Origin of the sequence: Variovorax paradoxus (genome assembly GCF_009755665.1) — a bacterium.
In the GTDB taxonomy this organism is placed as follows: Bacteria; Pseudomonadota; Gammaproteobacteria; order Burkholderiales; family Burkholderiaceae_C; genus Variovorax; species Variovorax paradoxus_G.
The window spans coordinates 1,710,242-1,727,474 of sequence record NZ_CP046622.1 but is presented as its reverse complement, the minus strand read 5'-3'; the positions used below and the strand labels follow the sequence as shown (position 1 = coordinate 1,727,474).

The 17,233-nt window shown below is 66.6% G+C and carries 17 protein-coding genes; 10 read left to right on the top strand and 7 right to left on the bottom strand.

Going from position 1 to position 17,233, the window contains the following annotated elements:
- Positions 1-24: 24 nt before the first annotated feature.
- Positions 25-1,314, bottom strand: a complete 1,290-nt coding sequence (locus tag GOQ09_RS08040) for an SUMF1/EgtB/PvdO family nonheme iron enzyme (protein WP_157612962.1) — start codon at positions 1,312-1,314, stop codon at positions 25-27.
- 192 nt (positions 1,315-1,506) lie between these two features.
- Here GOQ09_RS08040 and GOQ09_RS08035 point away from each other — a divergent pair, with 192 nt between their 5' ends.
- Both GOQ09_RS08035 and GOQ09_RS08030 read left to right on the top strand, forming a co-directional pair.
- On the top strand, positions 1,507-2,106 hold the full coding sequence (locus tag GOQ09_RS08035) for a TRAP transporter small permease subunit (RefSeq protein WP_157612961.1): 600 nt from the start codon (positions 1,507-1,509) through the stop codon (positions 2,104-2,106).
- Between the two features lie 11 nt (positions 2,107-2,117).
- On the top strand, positions 2,118-3,932 hold the full coding sequence (locus GOQ09_RS08030) for a TRAP transporter large permease (RefSeq protein ID WP_157612960.1): 1,815 nt from the start codon (positions 2,118-2,120) through the stop codon (positions 3,930-3,932).
- A gap of 100 nt (positions 3,933-4,032) precedes the next feature.
- Here GOQ09_RS08030 and GOQ09_RS08025 read toward each other — a convergent pair whose 3' ends face one another.
- From GOQ09_RS08025 to xseB, 4 genes are all read right to left on the bottom strand, one after another.
- Entirely contained in the window at positions 4,033-5,115 is a 1,083-nt protein-coding gene (locus tag GOQ09_RS08025) for a TRAP transporter substrate-binding protein (RefSeq protein WP_126749767.1), read from the bottom strand.
- Positions 5,116-5,228: 113 nt separating this feature from the next.
- Positions 5,229-7,085, bottom strand: coding sequence for a 1-deoxy-D-xylulose-5-phosphate synthase (dxs, locus tag GOQ09_RS08020; RefSeq protein ID WP_157616620.1), 1,857 nt, complete (start codon positions 7,083-7,085; stop codon positions 5,229-5,231).
- 39 nt (positions 7,086-7,124) lie between these two features.
- Positions 7,125-8,039, bottom strand: a complete 915-nt coding sequence (locus GOQ09_RS08015; RefSeq protein ID WP_157612959.1) for a polyprenyl synthetase family protein — start codon at positions 8,037-8,039, stop codon at positions 7,125-7,127.
- Complete coding sequence (xseB, locus tag GOQ09_RS08010; RefSeq protein WP_126749770.1) at positions 8,036-8,302, bottom strand: exodeoxyribonuclease VII small subunit; 267 nt, start codon at positions 8,300-8,302, stop codon at positions 8,036-8,038. Before xseB ends, GOQ09_RS08015 begins: the two co-directional genes overlap by 4 nt.
- 281 nt (positions 8,303-8,583) lie before the next feature.
- On the opposite strand from xseB, the gene GOQ09_RS08005 reads away from it, so the two are divergent.
- From GOQ09_RS08005 to GOQ09_RS07975, 7 genes are read left to right on the top strand one after another with little or no spacing between them, the layout of a single operon-like run.
- Positions 8,584-9,726 (top strand): aromatic ring-hydroxylating oxygenase subunit alpha, encoded by a 1,143-nt coding sequence (locus GOQ09_RS08005; RefSeq protein WP_157612958.1) that lies wholly within the window; start codon positions 8,584-8,586, stop codon positions 9,724-9,726.
- Positions 9,727-9,748: 22 nt separating this feature from the next.
- Positions 9,749-10,666 carry a DMT family transporter gene (locus GOQ09_RS08000; RefSeq protein ID WP_157616619.1) on the top strand — a complete coding sequence of 306 codons (918 nt, stop codon included), beginning with the start codon at positions 9,749-9,751 and terminating at the stop codon, positions 10,664-10,666.
- A gap of 37 nt (positions 10,667-10,703) precedes the next feature.
- On the top strand, positions 10,704-11,612 hold the full coding sequence (locus GOQ09_RS07995; RefSeq protein ID WP_157612957.1) for a sulfurtransferase: 909 nt from the start codon (positions 10,704-10,706) through the stop codon (positions 11,610-11,612).
- Entirely contained in the window at positions 11,609-12,193 is a 585-nt protein-coding gene (locus GOQ09_RS07990) for a DUF2796 domain-containing protein (RefSeq protein ID WP_157612956.1), read from the top strand. The genes GOQ09_RS07995 and GOQ09_RS07990 overlap by 4 nt, the downstream gene beginning before the upstream one ends.
- 4 nt (positions 12,194-12,197) lie before the next feature.
- Positions 12,198-12,944, top strand: a complete 747-nt coding sequence (locus GOQ09_RS07985; RefSeq protein WP_157612955.1) for an ABC transporter ATP-binding protein — start codon at positions 12,198-12,200, stop codon at positions 12,942-12,944.
- Positions 12,945-12,954: 10 nt separating this feature from the next.
- Positions 12,955-14,217 (top strand): ABC transporter permease, encoded by a 1,263-nt coding sequence (locus tag GOQ09_RS07980; RefSeq protein ID WP_157612954.1) that lies wholly within the window; start codon positions 12,955-12,957, stop codon positions 14,215-14,217.
- A gap of 4 nt (positions 14,218-14,221) precedes the next feature.
- On the top strand, positions 14,222-14,869 hold the full coding sequence (locus GOQ09_RS07975) for a DUF3299 domain-containing protein (protein WP_157612953.1): 648 nt from the start codon (positions 14,222-14,224) through the stop codon (positions 14,867-14,869).
- A gap of 21 nt (positions 14,870-14,890) precedes the next feature.
- Here GOQ09_RS07975 and GOQ09_RS07970 read toward each other — a convergent pair whose 3' ends face one another.
- Positions 14,891-15,592 (bottom strand): helix-turn-helix domain-containing protein, encoded by a 702-nt coding sequence (locus tag GOQ09_RS07970; protein WP_157612952.1) that lies wholly within the window; start codon positions 15,590-15,592, stop codon positions 14,891-14,893.
- Between the two features lie 204 nt (positions 15,593-15,796).
- Here GOQ09_RS07970 and GOQ09_RS07965 point away from each other — a divergent pair, with 204 nt between their 5' ends.
- Positions 15,797-16,981, top strand: a complete 1,185-nt coding sequence (locus tag GOQ09_RS07965; protein ID WP_157612951.1) for an NAD(P)/FAD-dependent oxidoreductase — start codon at positions 15,797-15,799, stop codon at positions 16,979-16,981.
- On the opposite strand, the gene GOQ09_RS07960 is transcribed toward GOQ09_RS07965, so the two are convergent.
- Entirely contained in the window at positions 16,978-17,193 is a 216-nt protein-coding gene (locus GOQ09_RS07960) for a hypothetical protein (RefSeq protein WP_126749779.1), read from the bottom strand. The two genes, GOQ09_RS07965 and GOQ09_RS07960, sit on opposite strands and share 4 nt — an antisense overlap.
- Between the last annotated feature and the right edge of the window lie 40 nt (positions 17,194-17,233).

The window sequence follows — 17,233 nt, the reverse complement described above, 5'->3', positions numbered from 1 at the left end:
GAAGTGCGCGAAGACTGGGATGAGTCACAGGCTACAGGTTCTGAACCCGAAGAAACCGTCATCGCGGCCCGGCAGCGCAAATCCGCGGCGTCGCGGCGAGCGCAAGCGGGCGCGGGTCGCGAACGAGGCGCCGCGCAGCACACGGGCCCGGCCGAATGCCGCGGTCGGGTCGAACTCTCCGCCGCCGCTCCACGGGTCGGCCCTGAAGCCGGGCCATGGCCGCAGCGTGCCCGCGGTCCATTCATGCACGTCGGACCAACGAAAGCCGCGCCGTGCGGCCGTGTGCGCCGCAATCTCCCATTCGACCTCGGTCGCGATGCGCCGGCCGGCCCAGCGCGCCCAGGCATCGGCCTCCCACCAGCTCAGGTGCACCGCGCCGTGGTGGCCGGCCGCACGCACGGTTGCACCGAAACGGTGCTGCAGCACCGAGCCACCGGTGCCGTTGCGGGCAGCGCCGATCTGCTCGACGTGCCGCGGCCCGCGACGCCCCTCGATCTGCGCGGAAAGCCAGCGCCAACCTTCCGGATGCCAGAGCTCCTCGCGGTCGTAGCCGCCTTCGTCGACAAACTCGATGTACTGGTTCCAGGTGACGGGCTGGGCGTCGATTTCGAATTCGGGCACGTCGACGAGATGCGCGCCCTGCTCCTGCGCAAAGGCGAATCCGCAGTCGGCGGGCAGGCCGAGTTCCCACTGCGTGGAAGGCAGCACCAGCGGCTCGCGCGTGACCGAGACCGGCAGCGGCTCGATGCCGAGGGACAGCCCCAGCGTCTGCGCCATGACGATGAGCTGCTCGCCGCGCAGGTCTTCGTGGAAAAGCGCGAGGCGATAGAAGTACAGGCCCGGGTCGGTCTCGGCCGCATGCTCGAGCAGCTCGAGCGTGCTTTCGAGCGTTTCGAGCAGGTAGGCCTTGGTCTGGCCAAGGTCCGGCAGGTCGGGCGACCAGATCCGCTCCCGCGTGGCCTGGGCGGGATCCCACCAGTCGTCGGCGTGGGGATCGATGGCGGCCAGCCGCGTCGGGCGCACCGGGCAATCGGCGCCGAAAGCACGCTGCGTGTTGCGGCCGATCCACCATTCGGCGAACCAGCCGATGTGCCCTGCCAGCCAGACCGGCGGCACCACGCCCGCGTCTTCGGTGCGCGGCACCGCAAGGCTGGACGAACCCAGCGCCTCTTCATAAAGCGACAGCAGGTGAAGCGTGTGGTTGCGCGCGTCCATGAGGGCCAGCGACAGCAGCTCGCGGCCGGCTCGCCGCATGTCGGGCGAATCGATGGAGTGCGGCAGGCCCGTGGGCAGCAGGGGCGGCGACGATGGCATGTTTCATTATGGCGAGCCGCGGCACCAGTGCGGCGCACGGCGAGCGCGTCTACGGGAATACACCGCCCGGCCCCGCCTGAAAACGGCTCCCCGCGCCGATAAAATCGCGCGTCCGCAAAAGCCCCGACCGCCGCCTGCCGGCCGAGTCCGGACCGCTTCTGCATCCAAGCATCCATTCTTCTGGAGAAGAGCATGAATTTCCTGCTCAGATTTTCGCGCGCGGTCGATTGGCTGAACGGCCAGATCGGCAAGTACGTGATCTGGCTCATCCTGGCGTCCACGGTCATCAGCGCCATCAACGCGGTGGTCCGCAAGGCCTTCAACGTCAGTTCCAACGCGTATCTCGAGGTCCAGTGGTACCTGTTCGCGGCATCGTTCCTGATTGCGGCGGGCTACACGCTGCTGAACCAGGAGCACGTGAAGGTCGACGTACTCGCCGGAAAGCTGTCCAAGCGCGGGCAGATCTGGATCGACATCATCGGATTTGTCTTCTTTCTCACCCCGTTCTGCCTGGCCGTGCTCTGGTACGGCATTCCGTTCTTCATGCAGGGCTACCGCTCGGGCGAAATGTCGAACAACGCGGGCGGCCTGATCCGCTGGCCGGTCTACGCAATGATTCCGCTCGGTTTCGGCTTGCTGATGCTGCAGGGATGGTCCGAGCTGATCAAGCGCATTGCCTTCCTGCAAGGCCGCATCGAAGACCCGACGGCCAAGCGAGGCGAAAAAACCGCTGAAGAAGAGCTTGCCGAGTCGATCCGCCGGTTGGCCGAAGCGCAAACCAAGTCCAGCTGAACCGGAACATCATGGAATTCATTACCCAGAACTACGCCCCGCTGATGTTCGCGGGCCTGATCTGCTTTCTGCTGGTCGGTTTCCCCGTTGCCTTCAGCCTTGGCGCCTGCGGCCTGTTCTTCGGCTTCGTCGGCATTGAGCTCGGCTTGTTGCCCGAGGCGCTGCTGCAGGCGATGCCGCTGCGGCTCTTCGGCATCATGCAGAACGACACGCTGCTGGCCATTCCCTTCTTCACGCTCATGGGGCTGATCCTCGAGCGAAGCGGCATGGCCGAAGACCTGCTCGAGACCATCGGCCAGCTGTTCGGACCGATTCGCGGCGGCCTCGCTTTGGCCGTGGTGTTCGTGGGCGCGCTGCTCGCGGCAACCACCGGCGTGGTGGCTGCCTCGGTGATCTCGATGGGCCTGATCTCGCTGCCGATCATGATGCGCTATGGCTACGACCGGCGCCTGGCGACGGGCGTGATCGCGGCCTCGGGCACGCTTGCACAGATCATTCCGCCTTCGCTGGTGCTGATCATCCTGGCCGACCAGCTCGGCCGCAGCGTCGGCGACATGTACAAGGGCGCCTTCCTGCCCGGCTTCCTGCTGATGGGCATGTATGCGCTCTACGTCATCCTGCTTGCGCTGTTCAAGCCGGCATGGGTGCCGGCCCTGCCGCCGGAAGCACGCACGATGCGCGAAGACAACGGCAAGAGCGGCGGCCCCTCGCTGCTGGTGCTCACCGCGGTCTGCGTGGTTGCATCGGTGTGGTTCGCACGGCACATCGCCGACATCCACACCTGGTGGAAGGGCGAAGAAGTCACGCGCGTGGCCACCGACGAGACCATCGTCGTCTCCATGTGCGCCGGCGTGCTGCTGGCGCTGGTCATCGCGGTCATCAACCGCGTCACGCGCCTGGGCCTGCTCTCGCGCATGGCCGAGCGCGTGACCTTTGTGCTCATTCCGCCGCTGCTGCTGATCTTCCTGGTGCTCGGCACCATCTTCCTGGGCGTTGCAACGCCCACCGAAGGCGGCGCCATGGGCGCCATGGGCGCGCTCATCATGGCTACGGTACGTGGGCGCATGAGCATGTCGCTGCTCAAGCAGGCGCTCAACACCACCACCAAGCTGTCGTGCTTCGTGGTGTTCATCCTGATCGGCGCAACGATCTTCGGCCTGGTGTTCCAGGGCGTGGACGGACCGCGCTGGGTCGAGCACCTGCTGGCCAAGGTGCCGGGCGGCCAGCTGGGCTTCCTGATCGTGGTGAACGTCATGGTGTTCTTCCTGGCGTTCTTCCTCGACTTCTTCGAGTTGTCGTTCATCGTGGTGCCACTCCTGGCCCCGGTGGCCGACAAGCTGGGCATCGACCTGATCTGGTTCGGCGTGCTGCTCGCGGTGAACATGCAGACCTCGTTCATGCATCCGCCGTTCGGCTTTGCGCTCTTCTACCTGCGCAGCGTGGCGCCGACCAAGGCCTACAAGGACCGCGTCACGGGCCAGATGATCGAACCCGTCACCACGATGCAGATCTACTGGGGCGCCGTGCCGTTCCTGGTGATCCAGCTGACGATGGTGGGCCTGATCATTGCGTTCCCCGGCATCGTGTCGAGCGGTCTGGACGAAAAAGAGGTCTACGACCTCGACAAGGTCATGCGCGAGATGGAAGCCAACATGCCGGGCTCGACGCCCGAGATTCCCGCGCCCGAAGTGCCCGCGCCCGACGCGGGCACTGCGCCCGCACCGGAATCCGGAGCCTCCGCGCCTGAGGGCGGTGCCGCAGCTCCCGCGGCCGAGGACGACCCGATGAAGGCCATGCTGGAGTCGATGGAACGGGAAAAGAAGTAAGGCCCTTACCCGTGCCCCAGGGCCTGCGCACCGCGCAGGCCCCAGACGAAAAAAAGCCCGCGCGATGCGGGCTTTTTCTTTGCCGGGCCGAAGCCGCGGATCAGAGCTTCTGCTTGGACATGAAGTTGTCGAAAGCCGATTCGGCGAAGCGGAACCACAGCACCTGGTCGCGCTGGAAAGTGCGCAGGTCGGCGTAGATCTTCTTCCACTCGGGGCTCTTGGCGTCGTTCTCTGCGAACACTTCCATCGAGGCCTTGAAGGAGGCGTCGAGCACGGCCTGCGAGAACGGCAGCACCTTGGTCTTGGACGCCACCAGCTGCTTCAGCGCGGTGGGGTTCAGCGCGTCGTACTTGGCGAGCATGTCGGACGAAGCAACGGCCGCAGCGGCTTCCACGATGGCCTTGTTCTCTGCCGAGAGGCCGTCGAACGCCTTCTGGTTGATGAAGAAGTCCACTTCAGGACCGCCTTCCCACCAGCCGGGGTAGTAGTAGAACGGCGCAACCTTGTTGAAGCCGAGCTTCTGGTCGTCGTAAGGACCGACCCACTCGGCGGCATCCAGCGTGCCCTTTTCGAGCGACTGGTAGATCTCGCCGCCGGGGATGCTTTGCGGCACCGCGCCGAGCTTGGTCATCACGTCGCCGATGAGGCCGCCGCCCAGGCGCATCTTCATGCCCTTGAAGTCGGCAGGCGACTTGATTTCCTTGCGATACCAGCCGCCCATCTGGCAGCCCGTGTTGCCGCCGGCAAGGCTCAGCATGTTGTACTTGGCGTAGAACTCGTTCATGAGCTTGCGGCCGTTGCCGTGCATCATCCACGCGTTCATCTGGCGCGAGTTCAGGCCGAACGGAATGGCCGAGCCCAGCGCGAATGCGGGGTTCTTGCCGTAGAAGTAGTAAGGCACGGTGTGGCACATCTCGACCGAACCGTTTTGAACGCCGTCCACCACGCCGAAGGGAGGCATCAGCTCGCCGCCGGCATGAACCGAGATCTCGAACTTGCCGCCCGACATGGCCTTGACCGCCTTGGCAAACACTTCCGCGCCGCCATAGATGGTGTCCAGCGACTTGGGAAAGCTGGAGGCCAGGCGCCAGCGGACGGCGGCTTGCGCATGAACTGCGGGCGCAATGCCGGCGGCCAGAACGCCGGCAATGCCGGCGTTTTTAATGAGGGAACGACGATCCATTGAAATTCACTCCGAGTGCATTGGAAAAAACGAAACGCGGCTTGTGGCCGCGTTGACGACTTTCGTGAGTCGCCGCGATTGTAAAAACCTGCTTACAGGCTGCTCGCCGGGGTTTACCCTGCGACGGAGCCGAAGCGCCGAGCGATGGAGGCTTCGATGCCGGCCGCGTCGAGGCCGATGGACGCGAGCAGCTTGGCCGGATCGCCGTGCTCGATGAAGCGGTCGGGCAAGCCCAGCTGCAGCACCGGCTTCTGCACGTTGGCCGCCTGCAACGCCTCGAGCACCGCACTGCCTGCGCCGCCCATGAGGGCGCCCTCTTCGAGCGTGACGATGGCGTCGTGCGTGCCCGCCACCTGCAGCAGCAGCTCGACGTCGAGCGGCTTGGCCCAGCGCATGTTGACCACCGTGGCGTCGAGCGATTCGGCTGCCGTGAGCGCGGGGTACAGCAAGGTGCCGAACGCGAGGATGGCAATGCGCTTGCCTTCGCGGCGCACTTCGCCCTTGCCGAACGGCAGCGCATCGAGCGCCAGGTGCGGCGTGACGCCGGCGCCCGCTCCGCGCGGATAGCGCACCGCTACCGGATGGTTCTGTTCGTAGGCGCTCGACAGCAGCTGCCGGCATTCGCGTTCGTCGGCCGGGCACGCAATGCTCATGTTGGGAATGCAGCGCAGGAACGGGATGTCGTACGCGCCCGCATGCGTGGCGCCATCGGCACCCACCAGGCCCGCGCGGTCGAGCGCAAACACCACGGGCAGGTTCTGGATTGCCACGTCATGAATCAGCTGGTCGTAGGCGCGCTGCAGAAAGGTCGAATAGATGGCGACCACCGGCTTCAGGCCTTCGCATGCAAGGCCGGCCGCAAAGGTCACGGCATGCTGCTCGGCAATGCCGACGTCATAGTAGCGGTCGGGAAAGCGCTGCTCGAACTCGACCAGCCCCGAGCCTTCGCGCATGGCGGGCGTGATGCCCACCAGGCGGCCGTCATGCGCCGCCATGTCGCACAGCCACTGGCCGAAGACCTGCGTGAATGTCTGCTTGGCCACGGCGGCGGGCTTGACCAGCCCCACCTGAGGATCGAACTTGCCGGGGCCGTGATAGGCCACCGGGTCGGCTTCGGCCAGCTTGTAGCCCTGCCCCTTCTTGGTGACCACGTGCAGGAACTGCGGGCCGTCCAGGTGCTTGAGGTTCTCGAGCGTGGGCACCAGCGAATCGATGTCGTGCCCGTCGATGGGGCCCACGTAGTTGAAGCCGAACTGCTCGAACAGCGTGGCCGGAACCACCATGCCCTTGGCATGCTGCTCGAAGCGCTTGGCCAGCTCGAACAGCGGCGGCGCGGCGCGCAGCACGCTCTTGCCCACGTTCTTGGCTGCGGCGTAGAAGTTGCCACTCATCAGCTGCGCAAGGTAGCGGTTGAGCGCGCCGACCGGCGGGCTGATCGACATGTCGTTGTCGTTCAGGATCACCAGCAGCTTGCAGTCGCACACGCCGGCGTTGTTGAGCGCCTCGAAGGCCATGCCCGCGGTGAGCGCGCCGTCGCCGATGATGGCCACCGCATGGCGGTCTTCGCCCTTTTGCTTGGCGGCCATGGCCATGCCCAGCGCGGCCGAGATGCTGGTGGACGAGTGCGCGGTGCCGAAGGTGTCGTACTCGCTCTCGCTTCGCTGCGGAAAGCCCGAGATGCCGCCGATCTGCCGCAGCGTGGGCATGCGCTCGCGCCGGCCCGTGAGGATCTTGTGCGGATAGGTCTGGTGGCCCACGTCCCACACCAGCCGGTCGTGCGGCGTGTTGAACACATGGTGCAGCGCGACCGTGAGCTCCACCGTTCCCAGATTGGAACTCAGGTGCCCGCCGGTGCGCGAAACGTTGTCGAGCACGCAGGCGCGCACTTCGTCGGACAGCTGCTTGAGCTGGGCCCGGTCGAACTGGCGGATGGGCGAGGGATCGTGGAGCGTGGGAAGCAGCGGGGCCATGGGAGCGTCGTGGTTCTTCTTGTCCATCTGTTCAGCAGTTCATCGGTCGCGGTCGACGACCATGTGGGCCAGCGCGCGCAGTGCCGCGGTCTCGGCCAGGCCGCTGCGCTCGAGCGCAGCGAGCGATTCGGCAAGCAGCTGTTTTGCCTGCGCACGCGCGCCGTCGAGGCCCCACAGCGAGACATAAGTGGGCTTGTCCGCGGCCGCGTCCTTGCCGGCCGTCTTGCCGAGAGTTTCCGAATCGGCGGTCACGTCGAGAATGTCGTCCACCACCTGGAACGCCAGGCCGATGGCCGCGCCGTAGTCGCGCAGGGCGGCCAGTGCGGCGGGCGCCACGCTGGCAGCGCAGGCCGCACCCATTTCGACGCTGCCCTGCAGCAGCGCGCCGGTCTTCAGGCGGTGCATTTCACGCAACTGCGCTTCGTTCAGGGCCAAGCCCACGCTGGCAAGGTCGATCGCCTGCCCGCCGGCCATGCCCTGGCTGCCCGCGGCACGCGCAAGCAGGCGGCACAGCGTGGCCTGTGTGACTGCGGGAATCTCATCGCCTTCGGGCGTGAGCAGTTCGAAGGCCAGTGCCTGCAGGGCGTCGCCGGCCAGGAGTGCATCGGCCTCACCGAATTTCACGTGCACCGTCGGCTTGCCCCGCCGCAGCACGTCGTTGTCCATGCTCGGCAGGTCGTCGTGCACCAGCGAGTAGGCATGGATGAGTTCGGTGGCGCAGGCCGCGCGCAGCGCCGCAGCCGCATTGCCGCCCACTGCCTCGCTCGCGGCCAGCACCAGCAAAGGCCGCAGCCGCTTGCCGCCGTCGAGCACGGCATAGCGCATGGCATCGCCGAGCAGCACCGGTGCATCGACGCCGACCCAGCGCGACAGCGCGGCTTCGACACGCGCCAGATGCGGCTCGCTCCAGCCTGCCAGCCGGGCGGCGTCCCAATCGGCCACAGCGGCGCTCATTCGGCGGTCCAGGGCTTGAGGCTGCCCGCGTCCAGCACCTTGATCTGGTCTTCGACCGCCTGGAGCTTCTCGCGACAGAAGGCGAGCAGCGCGGCACCGCGCTGGTAGCTGCCAAGCAACTGGTCGAGCGGCAGTTGGCCCGACTCGAGCTCTGCAACCAATTGTTCCAACTCCTGGAGCCCGGCTTCGTAGCTGGCCGGCAGCGGCCCGGTGTCGGGCGTGGGCGCCGGGCTGGAGGCGGCGGAAGAAGGGACCTTGGGCATGCGAGAGGACAAGTATGAAATCGGGCATTTTAGGGCGGGGAACCGAATGGCCGCGGGTGCCCCCGGAGCGCCCGGCAAAGGGCGCACCGATGAGCGGACGGCGCGGTTCCGGATTCCCCGCAATGGCATACGAAAGGCTGCGGGCACCGCGGTGCCCCCTTGGGTACAATCGCGTGTTCCCCTGCCGGCCGCGCCGGCACAACTCTCGGGCCGTTGCCTTCCCAGACGGCGCCTTCCGTTTTTCTCTTTTTCTCCCTGTGGGGAGCTTGGTCAGGTCCTCCATGTCTGATTTAAGTCTTCAACTGCAGCAGGCCACGAGCCAACTTCCAGTTTCCGCGTACTTCGACGAGTCGCTTTACGCGCGCGAAATGCAAACGCTGTTCGCGCAGGGCCCGCGCTACGTGGGCCACCGCCTGGCGGTGCCAGAGCTCGGCGACTTCCACACGCTGCCGCAAGAGCACCAGGGCCGCGCGCTGGTGCACACGCCCAAGGGCGTGGAGCTCATTTCCAACGTGTGCCGCCACCGGCAGGCGCTCATCCTGCAAGGCCGCGGCCAGCTCGACAATCAGACCGGCGGCAACATCGTCTGCCCGCTGCACCGCTGGACCTACGCCGCAAGCGACCCGCGCACCACGGGCACGCTGATCGGCGCGCCGCATTTCGACCACGACCCCTGCCTCAACCTGCACAACTATCCGCTCACGGAGTGGAACGGCCTTTTGTTCGAGCGCGGCGCAAGCGGTGTGGGGCGCGACGTGGCGGCCGACATGGCCGATCTCGGCCCGCGCGCCGACCTGGACTTCACGGGCTATGCGCTCGACCGCGTCGAGCTGCACGAGTGCAACTACAACTGGAAGACCTTCATCGAGGTCTACCTGGAGGACTACCACGTCGGTCCGTTCCACCCGGGCCTCGGCAGCTTCGTGACCTGCGACGACCTGCGCTGGGAGTTCAACCGCAACTTTTCGGTGCAGACCGTGGGCGTGGCCAACCGGCTCGGCCGCGCGGGCAGCCCCATCTATCAAAAGTGGCAAGAGCAGCTGCTCAAGTACCGCGAGGGCAAGCCGCCGAAGTACGGAGCGATCTGGCTCACCTACTACCCGCACGTGATGGTCGAGTGGTATCCGCACGTGCTCACGGTGTCGACGCTGCACCCGGTGAGCCCCACCAAGACGCTCAACATGGTGGAGTTTTTCTACCCCGAGGAAATCGTCGCCTTCGAGCGCGAATTCGTCGAAGCGCAGCAGGCCGCTTACATGGAAACCTGCGTGGAAGACGACGAGATTGCCGAGCGCATGGACGCCGGCCGCCGCGCGCTGATGCTGCGCGGCGACGACGAGAGCGGCCCCTACCAGAGCCCGATGGAAGACGGCATGCAGCAGTTCCACGAGTGGTACCGCAGCGCGATGCAGCAGAACGCCTGAGCGAACAGTGCAAGCACTCTGGATGGTGCTTGGCGCCTTCTTGTTCGCCACCATGAGCGTGGTGGTCAAGGTGGCGTCGGCCTGGTTCAACAGCGGGGAGATGGTGCTCGGCCGCGGCCTGATCGGCATCGTCTTTTTGTGGCTGCTGGCGCGAAACCGCGGCGTTTCCCTCGGCACCCGCTATCCCGGCATGCATGCGTGGCGCAGCATCATCGGCGTGGTGTCGCTCGGCGCCTGGTTCTATGCCATTGCCCACATGCCGCTGGCCACGGCCGTCACGCTCAACTACATGAGCAGCGTGTGGATCGCGGCCTTCCTGGTCGGCGGCACGCTGCTGGCCTGGGTGCCGGTGCCCGGGCGCGATGGCCGTGTCGATCGGCCGCCGCTGCAGGGCACGCTCGCGCTGACGGTGCTCGCCGGCTTTGTGGGCGTGGTGCTCATGCTCAAGCCCAGCGTGGATGCGAGCCAGGGCTTCGCAGGACTTCTCGGCCTGCTGTCGGGCCTCACGGCCGCATTCGCCTACATGCAGGTGGTGGCGCTCTCGCGCATCGGCGAGCCCGAACTGCGCACGGTGTTCTATTTCGCGGTCGGCTCTGCCGTGGCCGGCGTCTTTGCCACGGCCGCGACCGGTTTTTCGGGTGGCGATTCGTGGACGTGGCTGCATGCGCTGTGGCTGCTGCCGATCGGCCTCCTGGCCGCCCTCGGGCAGCTTTGCATGACGCGCGCCTATGCCACGGCCAAAACCCAGGCCGGCACGCTGGTGGTGGCCAACCTGCAGTACTCCGGCATCGTCTTCGCGGCGTTCTACAGCGTGGTGCTGTTCGACGACCGCATCGACGCCGCCGGCTGGGCTGGCATGGCGCTCATCATCGTGAGCGGCATCGCGGCCACCGTGCTGCGCCAGCGGGCGGTGCCCAAGGCGCCGGCCGAAGAACACTGAACCGCATCGAACCCCATCGACAACGAAGGAGCCCGCCATGTACACCACCCTCATCAGCGTCGAACAACTCCAGCAACTGCAAGCCGGCGGCACGCCGCTCATGGTTTTCGACTGCAGCTTCGATCTCATGAAGCCCGAGGCCGGCGCGCAGCAATATGCCGCCGCCCACATTCCGGGCGCCGTGTTTGTGAATCTCGACACCGATCTCAGCGCAAAGCACGGCATGCCCGGTGCGCACGGCGACGTGGTGGTGGCCCAGGAAGACGGAGTGCCGGCCTCGGGCGGACGCCACCCGCTGCCGAGCCGCGAGAAGTTCGCGGCCTGGCTGTCGGGCATCGGCTTTTCGAACGAGATGCAGGCCGTGGTGTACGACCGCAACGGCGCCAACTACTGCGGCCGCCTCTGGTGGATGCTCAAGTGGATGGGGCACGACGCTGTGGCCGTGCTCGACGGCGGCCTGCAGGCCTGGCAAGCCGCGGGCGCCGAAGTGACGAGCCGCGAGGAGCCTGCGCACTTCCAGTCGAACTTCGTGCCGGGCGAGCCGCTCGCACAGCTCGTGACGACCGACACGGTAGCCCGCCGGCTCGGCCAGCCTGACCAGCAGCTGATCGACGCGCGGGCCGCCGCACGTTATCGCGGAGAGGTGGAACCTCTGGACCCGATTGCGGGTCACATCCCCGGGGCTCTGAACCGGCCCTTCGCCGAAAACCTCGGCCCCGACGGCAAGTTCAAGCCGGCATCGCAATTGCGTGCCGAGTTCGAAGCGCTGCTCGCGGGACGCGATCCGGCGACGGTTGTCCACCAATGCGGCAGCGGCGTGAGCGCTGTGCCCAACCTGCTTGCGATGCAGATCGCGGGGCTTGGGACGACCGCGCTCTATGCCGGCAGCTGGAGCGAATGGAGCAACACGCCGGGGCTGCCGACCCGGCAAGGCGCAGAACCATGAAACACACCCGACTTCGACGCATTTCATCCGGCTTCGCATTCACCGCGGCACTCTTCGCAGCGCCCTTTCTTTCGCTTTCCGCGCAGGCCCAGCAGCAACACGCGCATGTGCACGGCCAGATCAAGCTCGACGTCGCCATCGACGGCCCCACGGTGGTGATCGACATGGAGTCGCCGCTCGACAACATCGTCGGCTTCGAGCGCGCGCCGAAGACCGCCGCCGAGAAGAAAACCGCCGAAGACGCCATTGCCCAGCTGCGCGCGGCGGACAAGCTCTTTGCCATCGATCCCGCCGCCAACTGCAAGCTCGGCCCGGTCGACCTGCGCTCCAGCGCACTTGGCCTGGGCAACCCCGACCCGAGCGAGCCGCCCGGCCACGCGGACCTGGACGCCACCTTTTCGTTCAACTGCACCAATGCGGCCGCGGCAAAGTTCATCGACGTAAATCTGTTTGCCGCCTTCAAGGGCACGCGCCAGATCGATTCGCAGATTGCTTCGGCGCAAGGGCAGTTCAAACGCCAGCTCAAGCGCCCGGCCGGTGCGCAGGCGAGCCAGCCCGTGCGCCTTGGCTGGGGCAAGTGACACCGTGAGCATCGCCCCCGAGGCCGAGTCGGCGCCGCTGCGCGTTGTGCTCGCCGCCGAAGCGCTGCGCTTTGCGTGGCCCGGCATGAAGACGCCCTGCATCGACATCGAGGCCTTGCGCATCACGGCCGGAGAGCTGGTGTTTTTGCATGGGCCGAGCGGCTGCGGCAAGAGCACGCTGCTGTCGCTCTTGGCCGGTGTGCTGGTGGCGGACGAAGGCCGCGTCACGCTGCTGGGGCACGACTGGTCGCAGCTCTCCGGCGCCGCGCGCGACCGCTGCCGCGTGGCCCACGTGGGCTATATCTTTCAGCAGTTCAACCTGCTGCCGTACCTGAGCGTGCTCGACAACGTGCTGCTGCCCTGCCGCTTCTCGCAGCGGCGCGAAGCGCAGGCGGCCCGCGGCGGCAGCTCGCGTCAAGAAGCCGAGCACCTGCTCGACCAGATGGGCCTGGACCACAACCTGTGGAAGCGCCAGGCCATGCAGTTATCGGTCGGCCAGCAGCAGCGCGTGGCGGCGGCACGCGCGCTCATCGGCCAGCCCGAGGTGGTGATTGCCGACGAGCCCACCTCCGCGCTCGACGAAGATCGGCGCGAGGCCTTTCTCGACGTGCTGCTGACGGCCTGCGCAACCAACCAGAGCGCGTTGGTGTTCGTAAGCCACGACCAGCGCATTGCACAGCGCTTTGCCCGCCATGTGCTGCTGCCCGACATCAATCGCGCCGCGACAGCAGCAATGGCGGCGGACGCATGAAAGCACGCCGATGAGCGCCCTTTTTTCCATTGCCTGGCGCAGCGCCTGGAACCGGCGCTTCACGCTTGCGCTCACAGTGTTCTCGATCGCGCTGTCGACTTTTCTGCTGCTGGGCGTGGAGCGCATCCGCACCGAGCTGCGCGAGAACTTCGCGTCGTCCGTCTCGGGCACCGACCTGATCGTCGGTGCGCGCACGGGCTCCACGCAGCTGCTGCTGTATTCGGTGTTCCGCATCGGCGCGGCCACCAACAACATCTCCTGGAAAAGCGTGCAGGCCCTGGCCGCACACCAGGGCGTCGACTGGGTGGTGCCGCTTTCGCTGGGCGATTCGCACCGCGGCTTCGCGGTGCTGGCCACCTCGCCCGAATACTTCACCCGCTTTCGCTACGGCAACCGCCAGTCGCTGCAGCTGCGCGAGGGCAAGCCTTTCAGCGCGCTGTTCGATGCGGTGGTGGGCGCGGAAGTGGCCGACAAGCTCGGCTACCACGTCGGCCAGAAGATCACCCTTGCCCACGGCAGCGGCGAGCTCAATGCGGCCGAGCATGCCGACAAGCCCTTTACCGTGGTCGGCGTGCTCGCGCGCACCGGCACGCCGGTCGACCGCACCGTGCACATCGGGCTGGAGGCCATGGAAGCCATTCATCTTGAATGGGTGGGCGGCGCTCCGATGCCCGGCGTCAAGATTCCGGCCGAGCAGGTGCGCAAGTTCGACCTCACGCCCAAGAACGTGACGGCCGCGCTCGTGGGTTTGAAGAACCGCTCCGCCGTGTTCGGCGTGCAGCGCTGGATTTCCACCTATACGGGCGAACCGCTGATGGCCATCCTGCCCGGCGTGGCGCTCGACGAGCTGTGGAGCGTGATCGGGATCGGCGAAAACGCACTGCTGCTGATGTCCGCACTGGTTGCGCTGGTGAGCCTTGCGGGCCTTGTCTCGGTGGTGATGGCGAGCCTGAACGAGCGGCGGCGCGAACTCGCCGTGCTGCGCGCCGTGGGCGCCGGCCTGCGCCAGGTGCTGGCGCTGCTCGCGCTCGAGGGCGCCATGGTCACCGTGCTGGGCGTGGCGCTGGGCGTGGTCATGGCGGTGCTGGGCATTGCCCTGCTCGCGCCATGGCTGCAGGCGCAGTTCGGGCTGACACTGAGCCTTTCAGAACCTACACTGAACGAATGGCTGCTGATGGCGAGCCTGCTGGTAGCAGGCTGGCTCGCAAGCCTGCTGCCCGGCATCCGGGCCTACCGGCTCTCGCTGGCCGACGGCCTCTCACCCAGGATTTGAAACCATGCGCACCGCAAAGAAGACCTCCACGTTCCGGGCTTTCACCCGGCTTTCGATGCTGCTCGCCGGTGCCGGTCTTGCAGCCGCCGCATGGGCCGCCGACCCTGCGCCCAAGGACACCACCGCATCGAACCCGCTCGGCGGCAAGGCCGCGCAGGCTGCACCTGCTGCTGCAGCCAAGGGCACGCCGGGCCAGCCGCGCCAGATCACCTGGGAAGAACTGGTGCCGAAAGACTGGGACCCGGCCAAGGAGTTCAAGGGCATGGACCTGAGCTCGCTCAATGACGGCGACCCTCGCGCCAACGAACTGCTCATGAAGATGCAGGAAGTGTCGAACAACGCGCCGACCAATCCCGCGATGAACGGCGCCGAGATCAAGATCCCGGGCTTCATCGTGCCGCTCGAAGAAGCCAAGGGCGAAGTGACCGAGTTCCTGCTCGTGCCCTACTTCGGCGCCTGCATTCATACCCCGCCGCCGCCGGCCAACCAGATCCTGCATGTGGTGGTGTCAAAGGGCGCCAAGTTCCGCGCCATGGACACCGTGTGGGTCACGGGCAAGCTGCAGACGATGCGCAACGACTCGATGATGGGCGTGAGCGGCTATCACGTGAACGCGACGAGCGTCACCAAATACTCGGGCGGCGCCAAATAGGCCAGCCGAGGGCGCAACGCCTCACCGGGCCTTGCGCGCCGGTTTTAGGGCGGGCGCCGCAGGCGCTTCGCGCGCCGACTTCATGTGCCCGCTTTCCGCCGTGGTCATGCCCACGATCTTTGCAAGCTGCCTGCTGACACTCACGTAGGCGTGGCCGATGCGGCTGTCGAAATACAGCGAGTCGCCGCGCGCAAGGCGCACCACCTTGCCGTTGTCGAAATGCACTTCGATCTCGCCCGAAAGCACATAGGCGAACTCTTCTCCCGCATGCCTCACGAAGTCTTCCGGGCCATGGATACGCCGCGCGTGCACGGTACCGACGATCGGGCTCATCTGCTTGCCCGCGGCCGTGGTGCCCAGGAACTCGTAGGCGATTGAAAGACCGCGGTACACCACGCCCTTGCCCGCGCGGGTGACGACCGGCCCATCGAGCTGCGCGGGCTTGACGCCGGCACCCGCGAACATCGCGTTCATGTCCATCTCGAGCGCGCGGCCCAGCGCGGTGAAGTTCTCGTACCCGAGCGCGAGCTGCCCGCGTTCCGCGCGCGAGATGGTGGTGATCGACACGCCCGAGCGCTCTGCCAGCTGCGCCAGCGTCCAGCCGAAACGCTTGCGCGCGGTGCGCAGGCGGTTGCCGAAGGTGGTGCGGTCCAGCGCCGGCTGCTCGTCCTTCGGCTTTGTCCCCGGCTTGGCTCGCGGCTTGTTGCCCGTGTGTGGGTTCACGCTTGGCTCTCTCTTGTAGTAGTGCAGCGCAATTCTGCCAGTTCAGCGCCCGAATCCGTGCCACGACACCCGCTGCTGACGCATGGAAATTGCGTATGTGCAAATTGCGCGAACGCAAATTTCACCACCATGGTGCGGCCCGCCTCCTCTAGGTTGATCGCGGTTGAATTTGCGTATACGCAAATTTCTACATACACTCCGCCAATGACCTCCAACACACCTACGCCCGTTGCAGCCGACTACCTCGTGATTGGCGGCGGCATTGCCGGTGCCTCGGTGGCCTACTGGCTCGCGCCGCATGCACGCGTGATCCTGCTCGAACGCGAAGCCCAACCCGGCTACCACTCCACGGGCCGCTCGGCCGCGCTCTTCATGGAAAGCTACGGCACGGCGCAGGTGCGCGCGCTCACCATGGCAAGCCGCGCGTTTCTCGAACATCCGCCAGAAGGCTTTGCCGAGCACCCGCTGCTCACACCGCGCGGCGCGTTGATGGTGGCCGATGCCGACCATGTGGCCGAGCTCGAAGCGCACTGGAAAGTGCTGCGCGCCATGAACACCGGCGCACAGCGGCTCAGCAGCGAAGAGGCGATCGAGATGGTGCCTGCGCTGCGGCCCGAACAAGTGGCGGGCGGCGTTTATGAACCCGATGCCTCCGACATGGACGTGCATGCCATCCACCAGGGCTACCTGCGCGGCATGCGGCAGGCCGGCGGCAAGCTGGTGTGCGATGCCGGCGTGACGGCGCTCGAACGCGTGGGCGACCGCTGGCGCGTGACGGCCGGCGGCGCTGTCTACGAAGCGCCGGTGGTCATCAACGCGGCGGGCGCGTGGGTCGACACCATTGCGCAACTGGCTGGCGTGCGGCCCATCGGCATCGAACCGCGACGCCGCTCGGCCTTCATCTTCGCGCCGCCGGAAGGCAGCAGCGTGGCGCACTGGCCCATGGTGTTCAGCGCCGACGAAGGCTGGTACATCAAGCCCGACGCCGGCATGCTGCTCGGTTCGCCGGCCAACGCCGATCCGGTCGAGCCGCAGGACGTGCAACCCGAAGAACTGGACGTCGCCTTCGCCATTCACCGCATCGAGGAAGCAACCACACTCACCATTCGCCGCCCTACCCGCACCTGGGCCGGCCTGCGTTCCTTCGTGGCCGACGGCGACCTGGTGGGCGGCTTCGAGCCCGAGGCGCCCGGCTTCTTCTGGCTTGCGGCGCAGGGTGGCTATGGCATCCAGACTTCGGCGGCCATGGGCGAGGCGTGCGCGGCGCTCGCACGCGGCCTGCCGGTGCCGCAGCGGATTGCGGGCTTCGGGTTGACGGCCGAAATGCTCGGCCCGCAGCGCTTGCGTGCGGCGGCTGCAAGTGGCGAGGGGTCGTCGAAAGCGGCTTAGTCGGGCGCGTTCATCACGCGGGCAAACTCTTCGTCCGCGGGCACGTTATCGGCGTCGAGTTCGCTGGCGTCCGTCAGGTCGATGCCGGTTGCATCCGACAGATCGTCGGCAGCTTCCGATTCCGATTCCTCGAAGTCGTCGACAGGCGAATCGTCGTCGTCATCTTCGGGCGATGGCGGAGCGGGGCGCTTCTTGGCGTCGACGTTGTTCATGATCGGTTCCTCGGCGATGGGATGAGCGAGACATTCGTCA

Bases quoted from the DNA above. Each gene is read 5' to 3' on its own strand.
- GOQ09_RS08040 (WP_157612962.1), bottom strand. From the start codon at position 1,314: ATGCCATCGTCGCCGCCCCTGCTGCCCACGGGCCTGCCGCACTCCATC.
- GOQ09_RS08035 (WP_157612961.1), top strand. From the start codon at position 1,507: ATGAATTTCCTGCTCAGATTTTCGCGCGCGGTCGATTGGCTGAACGGC.
- GOQ09_RS08030 (WP_157612960.1), top strand. From the start codon at position 2,118: ATGGAATTCATTACCCAGAACTACGCCCCGCTGATGTTCGCGGGCCTG.
- GOQ09_RS08025 (WP_126749767.1), bottom strand. From the start codon at position 5,115: ATGGATCGTCGTTCCCTCATTAAAAACGCCGGCATTGCCGGCGTTCTG.
- dxs (WP_157616620.1), bottom strand. From the start codon at position 7,085: ATGGCCCCGCTGCTTCCCACGCTCCACGATCCCTCGCCCATCCGCCAG.
- GOQ09_RS08015 (WP_157612959.1), bottom strand. From the start codon at position 8,039: ATGAGCGCCGCTGTGGCCGATTGGGACGCCGCCCGGCTGGCAGGCTGG.
- xseB (WP_126749770.1), bottom strand. From the start codon at position 8,302: ATGCCCAAGGTCCCTTCTTCCGCCGCCTCCAGCCCGGCGCCCACGCCC.
- GOQ09_RS08005 (WP_157612958.1), top strand. From the start codon at position 8,584: ATGTCTGATTTAAGTCTTCAACTGCAGCAGGCCACGAGCCAACTTCCA.
- GOQ09_RS08000 (WP_157616619.1), top strand. From the start codon at position 9,749: ATGGTGCTTGGCGCCTTCTTGTTCGCCACCATGAGCGTGGTGGTCAAG.
- GOQ09_RS07995 (WP_157612957.1), top strand. From the start codon at position 10,704: ATGTACACCACCCTCATCAGCGTCGAACAACTCCAGCAACTGCAAGCC.
- GOQ09_RS07990 (WP_157612956.1), top strand. From the start codon at position 11,609: ATGAAACACACCCGACTTCGACGCATTTCATCCGGCTTCGCATTCACC.
- GOQ09_RS07980 (WP_157612954.1), top strand. From the start codon at position 12,955: ATGAGCGCCCTTTTTTCCATTGCCTGGCGCAGCGCCTGGAACCGGCGC.
- GOQ09_RS07975 (WP_157612953.1), top strand. From the start codon at position 14,222: ATGCGCACCGCAAAGAAGACCTCCACGTTCCGGGCTTTCACCCGGCTT.
- GOQ09_RS07965 (WP_157612951.1), top strand. From the start codon at position 15,797: ATGACCTCCAACACACCTACGCCCGTTGCAGCCGACTACCTCGTGATT.
- GOQ09_RS07960 (WP_126749779.1), bottom strand. From the start codon at position 17,193: ATGAACAACGTCGACGCCAAGAAGCGCCCCGCTCCGCCATCGCCCGAA.